This window comes from Pigmentiphaga kullae (assembly GCF_004216695.1).
Classification (GTDB): Bacteria; Pseudomonadota; Gammaproteobacteria; order Burkholderiales; family Burkholderiaceae_B; genus Pigmentiphaga; species Pigmentiphaga kullae.
The window spans coordinates 328,909-344,911 of the sequence record NZ_SGXC01000001.1; the positions used below are offsets into that span (position 1 = coordinate 328,909).

13 protein-coding genes are annotated in these 16,003 nt (G+C 66.5%); 1 reads left to right on the top strand and 12 read right to left on the bottom strand.

Translation table 11 applies throughout. From position 1 onward, the window contains the following. Positions 1-30: 30 nt before the first annotated feature. From EV675_RS01640 to EV675_RS01685, 10 genes are all read right to left on the bottom strand, one after another. A complete protein-coding gene (locus EV675_RS01640; RefSeq protein WP_242621298.1) occupies positions 31-681 on the bottom strand; it encodes an MlaC/ttg2D family ABC transporter substrate-binding protein in 651 nt (216 codons plus the stop codon). A gap of 23 nt (positions 682-704) precedes the next feature. After that, positions 705-1,490: an MlaA family lipoprotein gene (locus tag EV675_RS01645; RefSeq protein WP_130355692.1), complete on the bottom strand. Its 786-nt coding sequence runs from the start codon at positions 1,488-1,490 to the stop codon at positions 705-707. Between the two features lie 16 nt (positions 1,491-1,506). Continuing rightward, positions 1,507-2,022 (bottom strand): outer membrane lipid asymmetry maintenance protein MlaD, encoded by a 516-nt coding sequence (gene mlaD, locus EV675_RS01650; protein WP_130355693.1) that lies wholly within the window; start codon positions 2,020-2,022, stop codon positions 1,507-1,509. Between the two features lie 85 nt (positions 2,023-2,107). Continuing rightward, the gene (mlaE, locus tag EV675_RS01655; RefSeq protein WP_130355694.1) at positions 2,108-2,893 is read right to left on the bottom strand and encodes a lipid asymmetry maintenance ABC transporter permease subunit MlaE; all 786 of its coding nucleotides are present in this window, start codon (positions 2,891-2,893) and stop codon (positions 2,108-2,110) included. After that, entirely contained in the window at positions 2,893-3,735 is an 843-nt protein-coding gene (locus EV675_RS01660; RefSeq protein ID WP_130355695.1) for an ABC transporter ATP-binding protein, read from the bottom strand. Before EV675_RS01660 ends, mlaE begins: the two co-directional genes overlap by 1 nt. Before the next feature lie 394 nt (positions 3,736-4,129). Continuing rightward, positions 4,130-4,843, bottom strand: a complete 714-nt coding sequence (locus EV675_RS01665; protein ID WP_130355696.1) for a DUF4286 family protein — start codon at positions 4,841-4,843, stop codon at positions 4,130-4,132. A 10-nt stretch (positions 4,844-4,853) separates the two neighbouring features. Further along, complete coding sequence (locus EV675_RS01670; RefSeq protein ID WP_130355697.1) at positions 4,854-5,816, bottom strand: tripartite tricarboxylate transporter substrate binding protein; 963 nt, start codon at positions 5,814-5,816, stop codon at positions 4,854-4,856. A gap of 94 nt (positions 5,817-5,910) precedes the next feature. After that, entirely contained in the window at positions 5,911-6,345 is a 435-nt protein-coding gene (locus EV675_RS01675) for a GlcG/HbpS family heme-binding protein (RefSeq protein WP_130355698.1), read from the bottom strand. Between the two features lie 5 nt (positions 6,346-6,350). Further along, complete coding sequence (locus EV675_RS01680; RefSeq protein WP_242621299.1) at positions 6,351-7,247, bottom strand: dihydrodipicolinate synthase family protein; 897 nt, start codon at positions 7,245-7,247, stop codon at positions 6,351-6,353. 27 nt (positions 7,248-7,274) lie between these two features. Next, positions 7,275-8,537 (bottom strand): flavin-dependent oxidoreductase, encoded by a 1,263-nt coding sequence (locus EV675_RS01685; RefSeq protein ID WP_130355700.1) that lies wholly within the window; start codon positions 8,535-8,537, stop codon positions 7,275-7,277. Between the two features lie 127 nt (positions 8,538-8,664). Between EV675_RS01685 and EV675_RS01690 the strand changes: the two genes are divergently transcribed. Further along, positions 8,665-9,588 (top strand): LysR family transcriptional regulator, encoded by a 924-nt coding sequence (locus EV675_RS01690; RefSeq protein ID WP_130355701.1) that lies wholly within the window; start codon positions 8,665-8,667, stop codon positions 9,586-9,588. Positions 9,589-9,628: 40 nt separating this feature from the next. On the opposite strand, the gene EV675_RS01695 is transcribed toward EV675_RS01690, so the two are convergent. Then, on the bottom strand, positions 9,629-11,098 hold the full coding sequence (locus tag EV675_RS01695; RefSeq protein ID WP_130355702.1) for a glutamate synthase subunit beta: 1,470 nt from the start codon (positions 11,096-11,098) through the stop codon (positions 9,629-9,631). A gap of 96 nt (positions 11,099-11,194) precedes the next feature. Then, complete coding sequence (locus EV675_RS01700) at positions 11,195-15,979, bottom strand: glutamate synthase-related protein (RefSeq protein WP_130355703.1); 4,785 nt, start codon at positions 15,977-15,979, stop codon at positions 11,195-11,197. Between the last annotated feature and the right edge of the window lie 24 nt (positions 15,980-16,003).

Here is a 16,003-nt window from a genome sequence, read left to right on the forward strand (position 1 = left end):
CCTGGGGGCGCGCGTAAGCGCGTAGGGGGGTCATTTGAACGCAGCGTTCCGCTCCGCCAGGGACTTGATCAGCCCATCCACGCCGTTCTGGCCGATCTGCTGCGAGAACTGGTTGCGGTAGTTCTCGATCAACCACACGCCCAGGACGTTGACGTCGTAGATCTTCCAGCCCTGGCCCGCCTTCTCCATCCGGTAGTCCACGGGAATGGGGTCGCCGGCCGGCTGCTTGATCGCGGTCTTCACCACCACGTCGGTGGCGTCGGCCGGATAGTGCGAGGGGCGCAACTCCACGGCGGTCTGCTGCTTCACGGACGAGACCGCGCCGCTATACGTACGCACCAGCGTGGTGCGAAACTCCTTGACCAGCGCCTTCTGCTGCTCGGGCGTCGCCTGGCGCCAGTAGCGGCCGGCTGCCAGCCGCGTCGTCTTCTCGAAATCGACGTAGGGCAGGATCTTCTGGTCCACCAGTTGCAACAGGCGCTGCGGGTTGCCGGACTGCACCGACGGATCGGCCTTGATGGCGGTCAGAACTTCGCCGGTGACCTGCTGGATCAGCGCTTCGGGCGAACCGGCGCCCTGCGCCCGGGCGGCCTGCATGCCGCCGATGGCCAGCGCCACGCCGGCGAACAGCGCCAGCAGCCAGGTCAGGATCCGGGGCGTGGTCGCCGCGGGCATTGTCATGTCTTGCGAAACCATGGAAATCCTTACTTTTTCTGCGTATCCGACGCCGGGGCGGGCGCCGCGGCATCGTCATCGTCGTCGTAGTTGGGCAGCGAGTAGTCCGGCAGCGCGCCTTCCGCGCCATTGGCGCCGCGGATCAGGCTGGCGCGCCGCTGCAGGTAGGCGTCGCGGGTGAAGGTATACGGATCCAGCGCGACCTGGTCGAGCAGGTTGCCCACCTCGAGCAGGTTGGCGCGCGCGTTCACGACCCGCAGGCCGTAGACGCTGTTGCGCACGGGCACGTTGTCGATGTTGCTGACGGCCACCGGATCGGCCAGGAAATCGACCGCCGTGCCGCCCGCGTCGCGGATGGTGCTGGGCCCCAGCAGCGGCAGCACCAGGTACGGACCGGAACCGACGCCCCAGACCCCCAGGGTCTGGCCGAAATCGGCCTTGTTGCGGGGCAGGCCGTTCTGCGTGGCCAGGTCGAAGCAGCCGAACACGCCCATCGTGGTGTTCAGCAGCACGCGGAAGGTGGTGTTGATGCCGTCCGGCGCGCGGTTCTGCAGGAAACTGTTGATGGCCGACATCACGTCGCCCGCGTTGGCGAACATGTTGCGCACGCAGCTGCGCACTGGCGAGGGCACCACGTTCACGTAGCCCTGCGCCACCGGCTTGAGCACGGCACGATCGACCGTATCGTTGAATTTGTACATGCCGCGGTTGAATCCCTCCAGGGGATCCCGCGGGTCGGCCGGCCGCCCTTCCGGTGCGGTGGCACAGCCCGCCAGCCCGGCGGCCAGTATCAATGCCAGGAATTTCTTATTCATTTTCATACACTCGTCGTCATTTCGCGGCGGGTTCCGAGCCCGTGGAACCGCCTTCCGCCGGCTTGCCGTTACCGCCTTCGGCGGCCTTGCTGTAGAGGAACTGGCTGATCAGATTCTCCAGCACGACCGCGCTTTGGGTATAGCGAATCTTGTCGCCAGGGCCGAAATTCTTGTCCTCGCCGCCCGGCTCGATGCCGATGTACTGCTCGCCCAACAACCCCGAGGTCAGGATCTTGGCGGACGAATCGGTGGGAAACAGATAGCGCGCGTCCAGGTCCAGCGTGACCACGCCCTGGAACATCTTGTCGTCGAACGCGATGCTGGACACCCGCCCAACGACCACGCCGGCGCTCTTGACCGCCGCGCGGGGCTTGAGCCCGCCGATATTGTCGAAATTGGCCGTTACCGCATAGGTCTTGCCCACCGACAGCACGCTCAGCAGGTTGCCTGCCTTCAGGGCCAGGAAGACCAGGGCGAGCGCGCCCACCAGCACGAATATTCCCACCCAGAGATCGACTTTTTCTCGCGACATCTCGTATTCCTCCGGTATCCCGCCCGAATAGCGGGTCCCTTAGCCAATTGCTTGCAGCGGCCGCCCGGCGGGCGCCGCGCCATGTTTAGTTGCCGAACATCCAGGCGGTCAGCAGGAAGTCCAGGCCCAGCACCGCCAGCGACCCGGCCACGACGGTACGCGTGGTCGCGCGCGACACGCCCTCGGGCGTGGCCTTGGCGTAATAACCCTGGTAGAGCGCGATCAGCGTGACCGCCACGCCGAAGACGACGCTCTTGAGCACGCCGTTGCCCACGTCCTTCCAGACGTCGACGCCGTTCTGCATCTGCGACCAGAAAGCGCCGTCGTCCACGCCGATGAGCAGCACGCCCACGCCCCAGCCGCCCAGGATACCGACCGCCGAGAACACCGCGGCCAGCAGCGGCATGGCGATGACGCCACCCCAGAAGCGCGGCGCCAGCACCCGGCGCACGGGATCCACGGCCATGACTTCCATGGCCGACAATTGCTCGCCCGCCTTCATCAGGCCGATCTCGGCGGTCAGCGAGGTCCCGGCCCGGCCGGCGAACAGCAGCGCGGTCACGACCGGCCCCAGTTCACGCACCAGGCTGAGCGCGACCAGAAGGCCCAGCGCCTGCTCGGAACCGTAGCGGTTCAGGGTGTAGTAGCCCTGCAACCCCAGCACGAAGCCGACGAACAGGCCCGATACGGCGATGATCACCAGCGAATAGTTGCCGATGAAGTGGATTTGCTGCACCACCAACCTCGGACGGCGCAGCGCGGTGCCGCTCTTGAACAGCAACTCGATGAAAAACCGGGCAAAGGTGCCCAGGCCGACCAGCGATGCGCGCGTGCCGGCGCCCACCGAGATCAGGAAACGGGTCAGGGCCATCAGCGCATCCTCCGCTGGCGCTCGAGCCAGGCCTGGTAGGCAGGCGTCTCGGGATACTGGAAAGCCACCGGACCATCGGGTTCGCCGTGGAGGAACTGGTGCACGAACGGGTCCTGCGAGGCGGACAGCTCGGCCGGCGTGCCGCCGGCGACGACGGTGCCGCGCCCCAGCAGATAGACCTGGTCGGTGATGTGGAAGGATTCCTGCACGTCGTGCGTGATCAGCACCGAGGCGCAGCCCAGCCGGTCGGTCATGGTCCGGATCAACTGGGCGGTCACGCCCATGGAGATCGGATCCAGGCCGGCGAACGGCTCGTCGTACAGGATCAGCTCGGGTTCCAGCACCACGGCCCGCGCCAGCGCGACCCGGCGCGCCATGCCGCCCGAGATTTCCGAGGTGCGCAGGAAGGCGGCCGCCTTCAGGCCCACGGCATCCAGCTTGGACAGCACCCGCTCCAGGATCTCCTGTTCGGTCATGGACGTATGCTCGCGCAGCGGGAACGCCACGTTTTCATAGACGTCCAGGTCCGTGAACAGCGCGCCCTGCTGGAACAGCACGCCCATGCGCTTGCGCAGGTCGAACAGGCGGTCGCCCGAGGCCTGGCCGATGTCCTCACCCAGGACCAGCGCCCTGCCCGCCTGGGGCGGCAACTGGCCCGTGGCCGCGCGCAGCAGCGTGGTCTTGCCCGACCCCGAGCCGCCCATGATGGCCACCACCTGCCCGCGACGGACCTGCATGTCGACGTCCCGCAGGATGACACGGTCGCCATAGCCCACCGACAGGCCGTCGAAGGCTAGCGCCACATCGGTGGGGGAATGCGTGGATCGTGCCGAATCAGGCATGTAGAGGCAGGAAGAGTTGAAAAGATAGGCGTTGCTTGCAAAAAACCGGCGGGTACGAGGGGAATCCAGCGAGGGATTCTAACAGCAGCACGCCTGGGCACCGTGCTAACCCTTAGGCGGCAGCGGGTTTTGTCCCTAGGCGCATACACCGCGTTTCGCCGGCGGCGGATGCGCATCCTGTCCATGGCGCGCCGGACGCCGGCCTGCATGGCCCATGGAAGAGTGCAGATTATGAACCACGGCGCCCCGCGGCGGTTTACGTTTTTACAACAACCGCACGGCGCGCCAGCGCATCCACATGAAAACGCCCCGAGGTCCGGCCGGACGACTCGGGGCATGGTGCCACCAGGCTTTTAAGCAATGATTAATATGAGTATGAGCGCCGCCAACCCTGCTAGCGGATGGCGAACCGGGTCCGGCCGAAACGCCGGAACACGGCGTAGCGGCCTTTGCCGAACCAATCGCGCCCGGCCATCCGCTCGCGCCAGGGGGTCTGCCTGGCCTTGTCGCGGGCGGGCGATGACAGCGCCTGCTCCGAAGCCAGGTAATGCAAGGCCAGCCGGTTGAAGGGCCGGGGTTCCCCCACCGTCAGGTGAAAGCGGCGAACCATCAGCCAATCGCTGCATTCCAGCAACAGCGGCACATGATCCTGCTCATACCAGGCATCGAAGTCGGCCAGTTCCGCCGGCGGCACGTCGAACATCGCCGCGAACAGCAGCGGCGCATCGAGCGCATCGGCCCGGGCGCCGCCCGCCATGGCCAACGTCTCGCCCAGATACCGCGTGAAACCGTGCACCTCGCCCAGCATGCGGCGGGTCAGCTCGCTGGGCTGGTTCTTGATGCGATCGTATTCGGGCGTCGCCAGCGCCGCCATCGACGCCATCTCGTAGACGACCAGGTAGTCGTCGCTCCCGGTGGCTCGGTAACGGCGGGCGCCGATGAAACCGGGGGCGGCCATACGGACCGGAATATGCTCGGTGTCGTACCAGGTGTTGAATTCGTCCTCCCAGGCGGCCTCGGGGCGCATTTCGGAGAACAGGATCGCCCCGCCCGCGCCTTGCCCGCCAATGTGCAAGGCACCCTGTTGCGTATGACTACTGTCGTTCATCGCCGCTCCTTCATTCCAGTGCAAGGTTCTGGGTCTTGATGATCTGGGCATACTTGCGGCTTTCCGCCGCGAGCAAGGCCGTGAAATCGCGCACGGCCATGGGCTTGGGCTCCAGGCCCCATTCCTTCATCTGCTCGGCAACCCCGGGTGCCCCGAGAATGGAAGCCAGTTCGCGGTTGAGCCTGTCGATCACCGGGCCGGGTGTGCCGACGGGCGCCACCAGTCCGAACCAGCCCGTGACGTGATAGCCGGGGACCGCCGCGGCAACCGTCCCCACGCCAGGCAGCAGCGACGCAGGAGCGTCGCTCGACACTCCCACCGCACGCAGCTTGCCGCTGGCGATGTGCGGCAGCACCGACGCCATGGGGTTGAACATGAATTGCACGTTGCCCGCCAGCAGGTCCGTCATGGCTTGCGAACTGCCCTTGTAGGGAACATTGGCCACGTCGATGTCCGCCATCGAGGCGAACAGCACGCCCGCCAGCCCCTGGGTGGACGTGACGCCGCCCGAGGCGAAGTTCAACTGGCCGGGACGAGCCTTGGCGATGGCGATCAATTCCTGCACGGTTCGGGCCGGCACGCTGGGATGCACGACCAGCGCCAATGGCGCCGTGGCGACCATGCCGACCGCGGTGAGATCGGCCAGCGGCTTGTACGGATGGTTCTTGATCAGCAGCGGCGTCATCACGAAGGTCGGCGTGACCAGGCCCAGCGTGTAGCCGTCGGCCGTCGACTTGGCCACCGCGTTCATGCCTATGGTATTGCTGCCGCCGCCGCGATTCTCGACGATCACGCTCTGCTTCAGGCGGTTGCCCAGTTGCAGGGCGACCAGGCGCGTGATCATGTCGGCGCCGCCCCCTGCTTCGTAGGGCACGATGATGCGAACGGGACGCTCGGGGTAGTCCGCCCACGCGAGCGAGCACGCCAGCAGGCAGCCGGCGGGAAAAACAACCGCGGATCTCATGGAAATCATGGTGTCTTGTCTCCTTTCTGGCGGGACGAACGCAAGACGCCGACCCCACCGGGGCCGGGTCCAGGGGCTGTCCTCTGTCTTGTTGCCGGCGCCCCTACGGCCGGTAGCCGGTCTGCTCGCGAAAATGGTTCAGCGCGGCCTCGGCACAGGCCTGGTCCTCGATGGCGGTGCCCGAACTGATGCCGATGCCGCCCACCACCTGCCCATCCACCGTGACCGGCAGGCCGCCGCCAATGACGCAGAAATGGCCGCCATTGGTGACGTGAATGCCGAAGGTGGGTTCGCCCGGCACGCAGAGCTGGTTGTAGACGTGGGTGCCCTTGCGCGCTGCAGCGCCGGTGAACGCCTTGTCGATCGCGATCGAGATGCTGCTGATCTTGCCGCCGTCCATGCGGTCGAAGCGGATCAACTGACCGCTGTCGTCGGTCACGGCGATGCACATCGGAATACCCATGCGGCGCGCCTCGTCCGCCGCGCCGCGCATCAGGATCTCGGCCTCTTCGATGGAAAGCCGCTTGCTGGTCAACATGGCGCCTACCTCCCCTTTGCCAGATCCGTGGTGCGCAGGTAGCGCTCCAGGTCGGCCAACGCCTCGCCCCCGATGGCGCGATACGGCGGATAGGGGTCGCCGGCATCGATACCCAGGACCCGCATTGCCGCCTTCATCACCGGCGCCAGGCCATACCCCATCCATTGGGCCGGAAACAGCGAGAACTGCGCCTGCAGCCTGGCGGCCTCCTCCATGTCGCCGGCCGCGAACGCCTCGACCACCAGGCGAGCCAGCCGAGCGGCCGGCGGCGGCAGCGTGACGCCCGAGCCGCCCAATTGCAGCGTGATCAGCAGCATCTGCATGGTGGTGTAGTACTCGGCATGGCCGGCCACGTCGATCTGCTGGATCAATTGCGCGACACGCAGCAGATTGCGCGAGCTTTCCTTGACGTACTTCACGCCATCGAGCTTGGCCAGCTCCAGCGTGGTGGCCGGCGAGGGATCCGCGCCCGGTCCCGGATTCAGGTACAGCACGATGGGCAGGCGCGTTTCGCGCGCGACCGCTTCGAAGTAGGCGATCAGCTCGGCCTGGGTGGGCTCTCCGCCGAACGGCCGCAGCGGCGCCAGCAACTGCACCGCCTGCGCGCCAAGCTCCTCGGCGAAATGGGCCAACTCGACCGCCACGCGATACGACGGATGCGAGACCCCCACGGCCACGGGACAGCGGCCATCGACGAAGTCGACGGTCATCCGGATCAGGTCGCGCCGCTCCTCCATCGTGAGATAGTGATACTCCTGCGCCTCGACGCCGGCGGCGACCACCATGGCCGCGCCGCAATCCTCAACCACGTAATCCACGCCACGCCCGAGCGCTTCTCGGTCGACCCTCAGGTCGGCACCGAAGGGAGTGAGCGGCGGGATGATCAGTCCGGGTCGTTTCAATTCAGTCTCCTCAGACATGGTTCGGCGTCACAGGACATAGGAAGGCCGCGTGCGCAGGTATTCGATGTCGAATCCGGCGGCGCGCTTGTACTGCTCGGAGATTTCCCTGAGCTCGGCCTGCGATATCACGTCGTCGATCTTGTTGAAGGGCTTGCCCTGCGTACGCTCGTACACCACCCGCAGGATGGTGTCGGGCGGCGCGGCACGGTTCATCCTGACCACCTTGGCCGTGGCCGCTACCCGCACCTCGTCGTATTCGCGCAGCGCCTCGGTCGTCACGCCCTTGCGCTTGAAGCAACCCGCCATGTAGCGGGCATCCAGGATGGCCTGGCCCGCGCCGTTGGAACCGCGCGGATACATGGGATGCGCGGCGTCCCCCAGCAGCGTGACGCGGCCGAAGGTCCAGGTCGGGACCGGATCGCGATCCACCATCGGGAACATCAGGATGGGCTCGGCTTTCAGCAGCAGCGCCGGCACGTCCAGCCAATCGAATGTCCAGCCCATATAGGCGTCGACGAAGTCTTCGTGCCTGGCGAAGCGATTCCAGTCGTAGCGCTCGGGTTTGGGACGCTCGAGCGACGCGACGAAGTTCAGCAATTGGTTGCCGTCGGCGTCGACCTGTTCGCGTATCGGATAGACCATCAGCTTGCCGACGCTCATCCAGCCCGCGCGTATGGTGTCAGCGCCGCTCAGGAATGGCTTGAACGGCGTCACGCCCCGCCAGATGGTGATGCCCGAGTACACCGGTTCTCCCTCGTCGGGCAGGAACTGCCGGCGGACGGCCGACTTGATGCCGTCGCAGCCGACCACGACCCCGGCCCGTGCGGACGGAAGATCCTGGCCCTGCGGACCGGTGAAATAGGCGGTCGCGCCGTCGCCGTCCTGCTCGACGCCGACGCAGCGATGGCCCGTGACGACGGCATCCTGGCCCAGCCGGTCGCGCACGGCCTTCAACAACACCTGCTGGACGTCGCCTCGGTGGATGGAGAACTGCGGCCAGTCGTAGCCGGCGCCCTCGCCCGCCAATTCCCGATAGATGAACTGGCCGTGGTGGTTGTAGTAGGAGGCATCCTTGGTGCGGATACCCACGCGGTCCAGCTCCGGCACCAGGTCCAGTTCGTCCAGTTCGCGCACGGCGTGCGGCAGCAGGTTGATGCCCGCGCCGATGGCCTGGATGTCGGACACCGCTTCGTACACCCGGCACGCCACGCCGATCTGGTGCAGGCTCAGCGCCAGCACCAACCCGCCGGTACCGGCCCCGATGATGATCACTTCGGCTTCTTTGTTCATGGCTCCTCGAATCAGTCTGTCTGTATCGCGCTGCCAGACTAATTGATATCCAAAAACCAGAAAAATACATATTTCGTCGCTTATTGATATATATAAAATATGATTTTCGTGGAGCCGGAGAGACAAGATGGAATTGAGGCATCTGCGCTACTTCGTGGCGGTGGCCGAGGAAGAGCACATGACCCGCGCCGCCTCGCGGCTGGCCATCCAGCAGCCGCCGTTGAGCCAACAGATCCAGGCGCTGGAACAAGAAGTGGGCGTGCAATTGTTCGATCGCCGGCCGCGCAGCATCCGGCTCAACGCGGCCGGCAAACTGTTCCTGAGCGATGTGCGGAAGGTCCTGGCCGACGTGGAGGCCGCCGTCCAGCGCGTGCGGCGCTTCGACCTGGGCGAGGAAGGAAGGATCCGCGTCGGCTTCACCAGCTCGGCGTCACTGCACCAGCTGACCCCACGCATCGTGCGCGCCTTTCGCACCAGCTATCCGCTGATGTTCCTGGAGATAGGCGAAGGCACGACGCATGACCTGCTGCACGCGGTCGAACAGGAACGGCTGGACATCGCTTTCGTGCGCTCGCCGCTGCCCGCCAATTCAAGCCTGGAAAGCGTGACGCTGGTACGCGAGAACATGGTGGTCGCCGTGCCGTCGAACCACCGGCTGGCCCAGGAGCCGCGGCAAGGCATCGCGCTGGCCGCGCTGAAGGACGAGGACTTCATCCTGTTCCATCCACTCAACGGATGGGGTATCAAGGACATGCTGATGGAGGTGTGCCAGCGCAATGGCTTCGTGCCTCGCGCGGTGGAAGAAGTGCCGCGGCTGATCGCGGCCATCCACTTGGTGGCGGCGGGGCTGGGCATCTCGATCGTGCCGCAGTCGATGCGCTCGATCCAGCCCGACTGCGTGGTCTACCGGCCGCTGGATCCGCCCACGGCGTTCACGGTGCCGCTGGAACTGGCGCACCGCCGCAACGTGGACGCGGAAGGAATCCGCCGCTTCCTGGCCATGTCGCTGCAGCTTGCGCAGGCTGACACGGCCGAGGATCCGGCGCGATGACGCGGCGCCGAACGAGAGGGCCTGCGGGCCCTCCCCCCGCTTAGCGAGGCAGCTCGGTCGAGCCCATCAGGAAGGTATCGACCGAGGCCGCGCACTGGCGGCCTTCGCGGATGGCCCAGACCACCAGCGACTGGCCGCGCCGCATGTCGCCGGCTGCGAAGACCTTGTCGACGTTGGTGCGGTAGTCGTCGGTATTGGCACGCGCGTTGCCCCGGGCATCGCGCTCGACGCCGAAGGCTTCCAGCACCTGCTGCACCGGCGACACGAAGCCCATGGCGAACAGCACCAGGTCGGCCGGCAGTTCGAACTCGGAGCCCTCGACCTCGGCCATCTTCATCTGGCCGTTGTCGCCGCGCACCCATTCGACGCGGCAGGCCACGAGCGAGGTCACCTTGCCGCCCTTGCCCTTGAAGGTCTTGGTCGACACCGCCCAGTCGCGGTCCACGCCTTCCTCGTGGGACGAAGAGGTCCGCAGCTTCAGCGGCCAGTACGGCCAGGTCAGTTCCTTGTTCTCGGACACCGGGGGCTGCGGCATGACCTCGAACTGCGTGACGGAGGCCGCACCGTGGCGGTTGCTGGTGCCCACGCAGTCCGACCCGGTGTCGCCGCCACCGATCACGATGACGTGCTTGCCCGTGGCCATGATCTGGTCCTTGAGCTTGTCGCCCGCCACCACCTTGTTCTGCTGGCGCAGGAAGTCCATCGCGAAATGCACGCCCTGGAGCTCGCGGCCCGGCACCGGCAGGTCGCGCGGGGTTTCCGAGCCGCCCGACACGACGATGGCGTCGAATTCGGCCTGCAGCTCCTGCGGCGTCTTCACCGAGGCGGAAATGCCCAGCGCCTTGGCGTCCTCGGCCCGGCCGACGAAGGTCGAGGGGCGGAACACGACGCCTTCCTGCTCCATCTGCGCCATGCGGCGGTCGATCTGCCACTTTTCCAGCTTGAAGTCGGGAATGCCGTAGCGCAGCAGCCCGCCGATGCGGTCGCTCTTCTCGAACACCGTCACTTCGTGCCCGGCGCGCGCCAGTTGCTGGGCGCAGGCCAGCCCGGCGGGGCCGGAGCCGACCACCGCCACTTTCTTGCCCGTCCTGGTCTTGGGCGACACGGGAACGACCCAGCCGTGTTCCCAGCCATGGTCGATGATGGCGTGCTCGATCGACTTGATGCCGACGGCGTCGCTGTTGATGTTGAGCGTACACGCCGCTTCGCAGGGCGCCGGGCAGATGCGCCCGGTGAACTCGGGGAAATTGTTGGTGGAGTGCAGCACCGCCAGGGCCTGCTTCCAGTTCTGGCGATACACCAGGTCATTCCAGTCGGGAATGATGTTGTTGACCGGACAGCCGTTCGTGCAGAACGGGATGCCGCAGTCCATGCACCGGGCGCCCTGCTGCCTGGCCTGCTCGGTGTTCAGATGAAGGACGAATTCCTTCCAGTGCTTGACGCGCTGCTCGGGCGCTTCCGCCGCTTCCTGCAGACGCTGGTATTCCAGAAATCCGGTGACCTTACCCATGGCTCTTTCCTGACTATCCTGTTTGGGGCCGGCGCGTACGCCGCGCCGGCCCCGATTTCGTTACGGTTCGCGCCGCCTCCCGGCGGCAGGGCGTGCCTAGGCGGCCAGCTTCTGCGGATTCCGGGCGTCCCACATTTCGCCCAGCGCGCGCCGGTATTCCGTCGGCATGACCTTGACGAACCGGGTGCGGGCCGTGTCCCAGGAATCCATGATGTCGCGGGCGCGGAAGCTGCCGGTGTAGCGGAAATGGTTCTCGACCAGACGGCGCAAGATGGCCTCGTCGGTATCCCGCTCGCCGCCCCGCACCATGCTGTGCCACAGGCGCTGCGAACCGTCCTTCTCCTGCAGCGCCGCGGGAACGACCTCTTCCAGCTCGACCATGGCCAGGTTGGCGCGCAGGCGGAAGGAGCCGTCCGGGTCGTAGACGTAGGCCACGCCCCCCGACATGCCGGCGGCGAAATTGCGGCCGGTCTCGCCCAGCACCACCACGGTGCCGCCAGTCATGTATTCGCAGCCGTGGTCGCCCACGCCTTCCACCACCGCCGCGGCGCCCGAGTTGCGCACCGCGAAGCGTTCGCCCGCCACGCCGTTGAAATAGGCCTCGCCCGACAGCGAGCCGTACAACACGGTGTTGCCGACGATGATGTGCTCGGGGCCATGGCCCCGGAAATCATTGGGAGAACGCACGATGATGCGGCCACCCGACAGGCCCTTGCCGACGTAGTCGTTGCCGTCGCCCACCAGGTCCAGCGTCACGCCGTGCGCCAGGAACGCGCCGAAGCTCTGGCCCGCCGTGCCGTTGCACTGGATGTGGATGGTGTCGTCGGGCAGGCCCTCGTAGCCGTACTTGCGCGCCACCATGCCGGACAGCATCGCGCCGATGGTGCGGTTCACGTTGCGCACCGTCGTGATGAACGAGACCTTCTCGCCGCGCTCGATGGCGGGGCGGGCGCGCTCGATCAACTGGTGGTCCAGCGCCTTGGCCAGGCCGTGGTCCTGCTCGTCCACGTGCAGGCGGGCCACCTCGGCCGCCACGCGGGGCTGGTGGAACACGCGGCTGAAGTCCAGGCCGCGCGCCTTCCAGTGCTCGATGCCGGCACGCATGTCGAGCAGGTCGGAGCGGCCGATCAGCTCGTCGAACTTGCGGATGCCCAGCTGGGCCATGATTTCGCGCACTTCCTCGGCGATGAAGAAGAAGAAGTTGACGACGTGCTCGGGCTTGCCCTGGAACTTGGCGCGCAAAACCGGATCCTGCGTGGCCACGCCCACCGGGCAGGTGTTCAGGTGGCACTTGCGCATCATGATGCAGCCTTCGACCACCAGCGGCGCGGTGGCGAAGCCGAACTCGTCGGCGCCCAGCAGCGCGCCGATCACGACGTCGCGGCCGGTCTTCATCTGGCCGTCGGCCTGCACGCGGATGCGGCCGCGCAGGTGGTTCAGCACCAGCGTCTGCTGCGTCTCGGCCAGGCCCAGCTCCCACGGCGTGCCGGCATGCTTGATGGACGACACGGGCGAGGCGCCGGTGCCGCCGTCGTGGCCGGCGATGACCACGTGGTCGGACTTGGCCTTGGCCACGCCCGCGGCCACCGTGCCGACGCCGACCTCGGACACCAGCTTGACCGAGATCGACGCCTGGGGATTGGCGTTCTTCAGGTCATGGATGAGCTGGGCCAGGTCTTCGATGGAATAGATGTCGTGGTGCGGCGGCGGCGAGATCAGGCCCACGCCCGGCACCGAGAAGCGCAGCTTGGCGATGTATTCGGATACCTTGTGGCCAGGCAGCTGGCCGCCTTCGCCGGGCTTGGCGCCCTGCGCCATCTTGATCTGGATCTGGTCGGCGCTGGCCAGGTACTCGGCCGACACGCCGAAGCGTCCCGAGGCCACCTGCTTGATGCGCGAACGCAGCGAATCGCCCGCCTTCAGCGGCACGTCGGCCACCACCCGGTCGGCGCCCAGCACCGAAGCCAGCGTGTCGCCGTCCTTGATGCCGGCCTTTCCGTGCTGCAGTTCGGCGCGATAGCGCAGCTCGTCCTCGCCGCCCTCGCCGGTGTTGGACTTGCCGCCGATGCGGTTCATCGCGATCGCCAGCACAGAATGGGCCTCGGTCGAGATCGAGCCCAGCGACATCGCGCCGGTGGCGAAACGCTTGACGATGTCCTTGGCCGGCTCGACCTCGGCCAGCGGGATGGCATGGGCCGGATCGAACTTGAATTCGAACAGGCCGCGCAGCGTCATGTGGCGCTTGCTCTGGTCGTTGATGATCTGCGCGTATTCCTTGTAGGTGCGGTAGTTGTCCGCACGGGTGGAATGCTGCAGCTTGGCGATGGCGTCGGGCGTCCACATGTGCTCTTCGCCGCGGATCCGGAAGGCGTACTCGCCGCCCTCGTCCAACGCGCCTTCCAGCAGCGGATCGTTGCCGAAGGCCGCCTTGTGCATGCGCAGGGATTCCTCGGCCACCTCGAAGATGCCGATGCCCTCGATGTTGCTGGCGGTGCCCGGGAAATACTGCTCGACCAGCGGGCGGTTCAGGCCCACGGCCTCGAAGATCTGGGCGCCGGTGTACGACATGTAGGTCGAGATGCCCATCTTGGACATGACCTTCTGCAGGCCCTTGCCGATGGCCTTGACGTAGTTGTAGATGGCCTTGTCCACCGGTACCTTGGCGTCGTGCTCATGCTCGTGCGCCAGCGCTTCCATCGCCAGGTAGGGGTGCACGGCCTCGGCGCCGTAGCCGCCCAGCAGCGCGAAGTGATGCACTTCGCGGGCCGAGCCGGTTTCCACCACCAGGCCGGTGCTGGTGCGCAGGCCGGCGCGGATCAGGTGCTGGTGCACGGCCGAGGTGGCCAGCAGCGCGGGTATGGCCACGCGGCCGCTGTCGACCAGGCGGTCGGACACGATCAGGATGTTGTAGCCGCTCTTGACGGCGTCCACGGCCTGGGCGCACAGCGCCGCCACGCGGGCCTGGATGCCTTCCTTGCCCCAGGCGGCCGGATAGGTGATGTCCAGCTCGAAGCTCTTGAACTTGCCGTTCGTGACGCGCTCGATGTGGCGGATCTGCGCCATGTCGGCGAAGTCCAGCACCGGCTGCGCCACTTCCAGGCGCAGCGGCGGGTTCACGTTGTTGATGTCGAGCACGTTGGGCTTGGGCCCGATGAACGACACCAGCGACATCACCAGGTTTTCGCGGATGGGATCGATGGGCGGGTTGGTGACCTGCGCGAACAGTTGCCGGAAGTAGTTGTAGAGGCTCTTGTTCTTGCCGGACAGCACGGCCAGCGGCGCGTCGTTGCCCATCGAGCCGGTGCTTTCCTCGCCCAGGGCGGCCATGGGGCGCAGGATGAACTTGTAGTCCTCCTGGGTCCAGCCGAAGGCCTGCTGCCGGTCGAGCATGGGCACCGACGAACGGCCTTCCTCGATCTCTTCCCGGATCGGCTCGGGCAGCGTGTCGAGCTTGATGCGGATGCGCTCGATCCACTGGCGGTAGGGCTTGCTGTTGGCGAGCTGGTCCTTCAGTTCCTTGTCGTCGATGATGCGGCCCAGTTCCAGGTCGATCAGGAACATCTTGCCCGGCTGCAGGCGCCACTTCTTGACGATCTTGCTTTGCGGGACCGGCAGCACGCCGGACTCCGAGGCCATGATGACCAGGTCGTCGTCGGTGACGATGTAGCGCGCCGGACGCAGGCCGTTGCGGTCCAGCGTCGCGCCGATCTGGCGGCCGTCGGTGAAGGCGATGGCGGCCGGGCCGTCCCAGGGCTCCATCATCGCGGCATGGTATTCGTAGAAGGCGCGGCGCGCCTCGTCCATCTCGGCGTGCTGTTCCCAGGCCTCGGGAATCATCATCATCATCGCGTGCGAGATGGAATAGCCGGACATGACCAGCAGTTCGAGGCAGTTGTCGAACGTGGCGGTATCGGACTGGCCTTCGTAGACGATGGGGTAGAGCTTCTTCAGGTCGTCGCCCAGCACCGGCGACTGCATCACCCCTTCGCGGGCGCGCAGCCAGTTGAAGTTGCCCTTGACCGTGTTGATCTCGCCGTTGTGGGCGATCAGGCGGTAGGGGTGGGCCAGCGGCCAGGCCGGGAAGGTGTTGGTCGAGAAACGCTGGTGCACCAGGGCCAGCGCCGTGACGGCGCGCGAGTCGGCCAGGTCGCGGTAGTAGCGGCCCACCTGGTCGGCCAGCAGCAGGCCCTTGTAGACCACGGTCCGGCTGGAGATCGACGGCACGAAGTATTCCTTGCCGTGCTTCAGGTGCATTTTCTGGATGGCGTGCGAGGCCATCTTGCGGATCACGTACAGCTTGCGCTCGAGTGCATCGGGCACCATGACGTCGCCGCCCCGGCCGATGAAGAGCTGCCGGATCACCGGCTCCATGACCTTCACGTTGGGCGACATCGGCATTTCCTTGTCGATGGGCACGTCGCGCCAACCCAGCACCACCTGGCCCTCGGCGCGCACGGCGCGCTCGAGTTCGGCCTCACAGGCCAGGCGCGACCCCATTTCCTGGGGCAGGAACACCATGGCGACCCCATATTCCCCGGGAGCGGGCAGGACCACGCCCTGGGTCGCCATTTCCTCGCGGTACAGCGCATCCGGGATCTGGATCAGGATGCCGGCGCCGTCGCCCATGAGCGCGTCGGCCCCCACCGCGCCGCGGTGGTCGATATTCTCGAGGATCTTCAGGCCCTGCTGGATGATGGAATGGCTTTTCTGGCCCTTGATATGGGCCACGAAGCCCACGCCACAGGCGTCGTGTTCGTTGGACGGGTCGTACAGGCCCTGGGCGTCCGGCTGGCGCGGAGCGGGCAGGCCGATGCGGGAGGCGTCGATGACGGTCGTCCGGGACGACGGGGCCGAGAGGTGGTCCTGGCTGGATAGGGGCATGGTGCGCTCCGCAGAAGAATTCGT

Coding starts and splice junctions, on each gene's coding strand:
- EV675_RS01665 (WP_130355696.1), bottom strand. CDS start 4,843: ATGAACGACAGTAGTCATACGCAACAGGGTGCCTTGCACATTGGCGGG.
- EV675_RS01645 (WP_130355692.1), bottom strand. CDS start 1,490: ATGAATAAGAAATTCCTGGCATTGATACTGGCCGCCGGGCTGGCGGGC.
- EV675_RS01700 (WP_130355703.1), bottom strand. CDS start 15,979: ATGCCCCTATCCAGCCAGGACCACCTCTCGGCCCCGTCGTCCCGGACG.
- mlaD (WP_130355693.1), bottom strand. CDS start 2,022: ATGTCGCGAGAAAAAGTCGATCTCTGGGTGGGAATATTCGTGCTGGTG.
- EV675_RS01690 (WP_130355701.1), top strand. CDS start 8,665: ATGGAATTGAGGCATCTGCGCTACTTCGTGGCGGTGGCCGAGGAAGAG.
- EV675_RS01685 (WP_130355700.1), bottom strand. CDS start 8,537: ATGAACAAAGAAGCCGAAGTGATCATCATCGGGGCCGGTACCGGCGGG.
- EV675_RS01695 (WP_130355702.1), bottom strand. CDS start 11,098: ATGGGTAAGGTCACCGGATTTCTGGAATACCAGCGTCTGCAGGAAGCG.
- mlaE (WP_130355694.1), bottom strand. CDS start 2,893: ATGGCCCTGACCCGTTTCCTGATCTCGGTGGGCGCCGGCACGCGCGCA.
- EV675_RS01640 (WP_242621298.1), bottom strand. CDS start 681: ATGACAATGCCCGCGGCGACCACGCCCCGGATCCTGACCTGGCTGCTG.
- EV675_RS01670 (WP_130355697.1), bottom strand. CDS start 5,816: ATGATTTCCATGAGATCCGCGGTTGTTTTTCCCGCCGGCTGCCTGCTG.
- EV675_RS01675 (WP_130355698.1), bottom strand. CDS start 6,345: ATGTTGACCAGCAAGCGGCTTTCCATCGAAGAGGCCGAGATCCTGATG.
- EV675_RS01660 (WP_130355695.1), bottom strand. CDS start 3,735: ATGCCTGATTCGGCACGATCCACGCATTCCCCCACCGATGTGGCGCTA.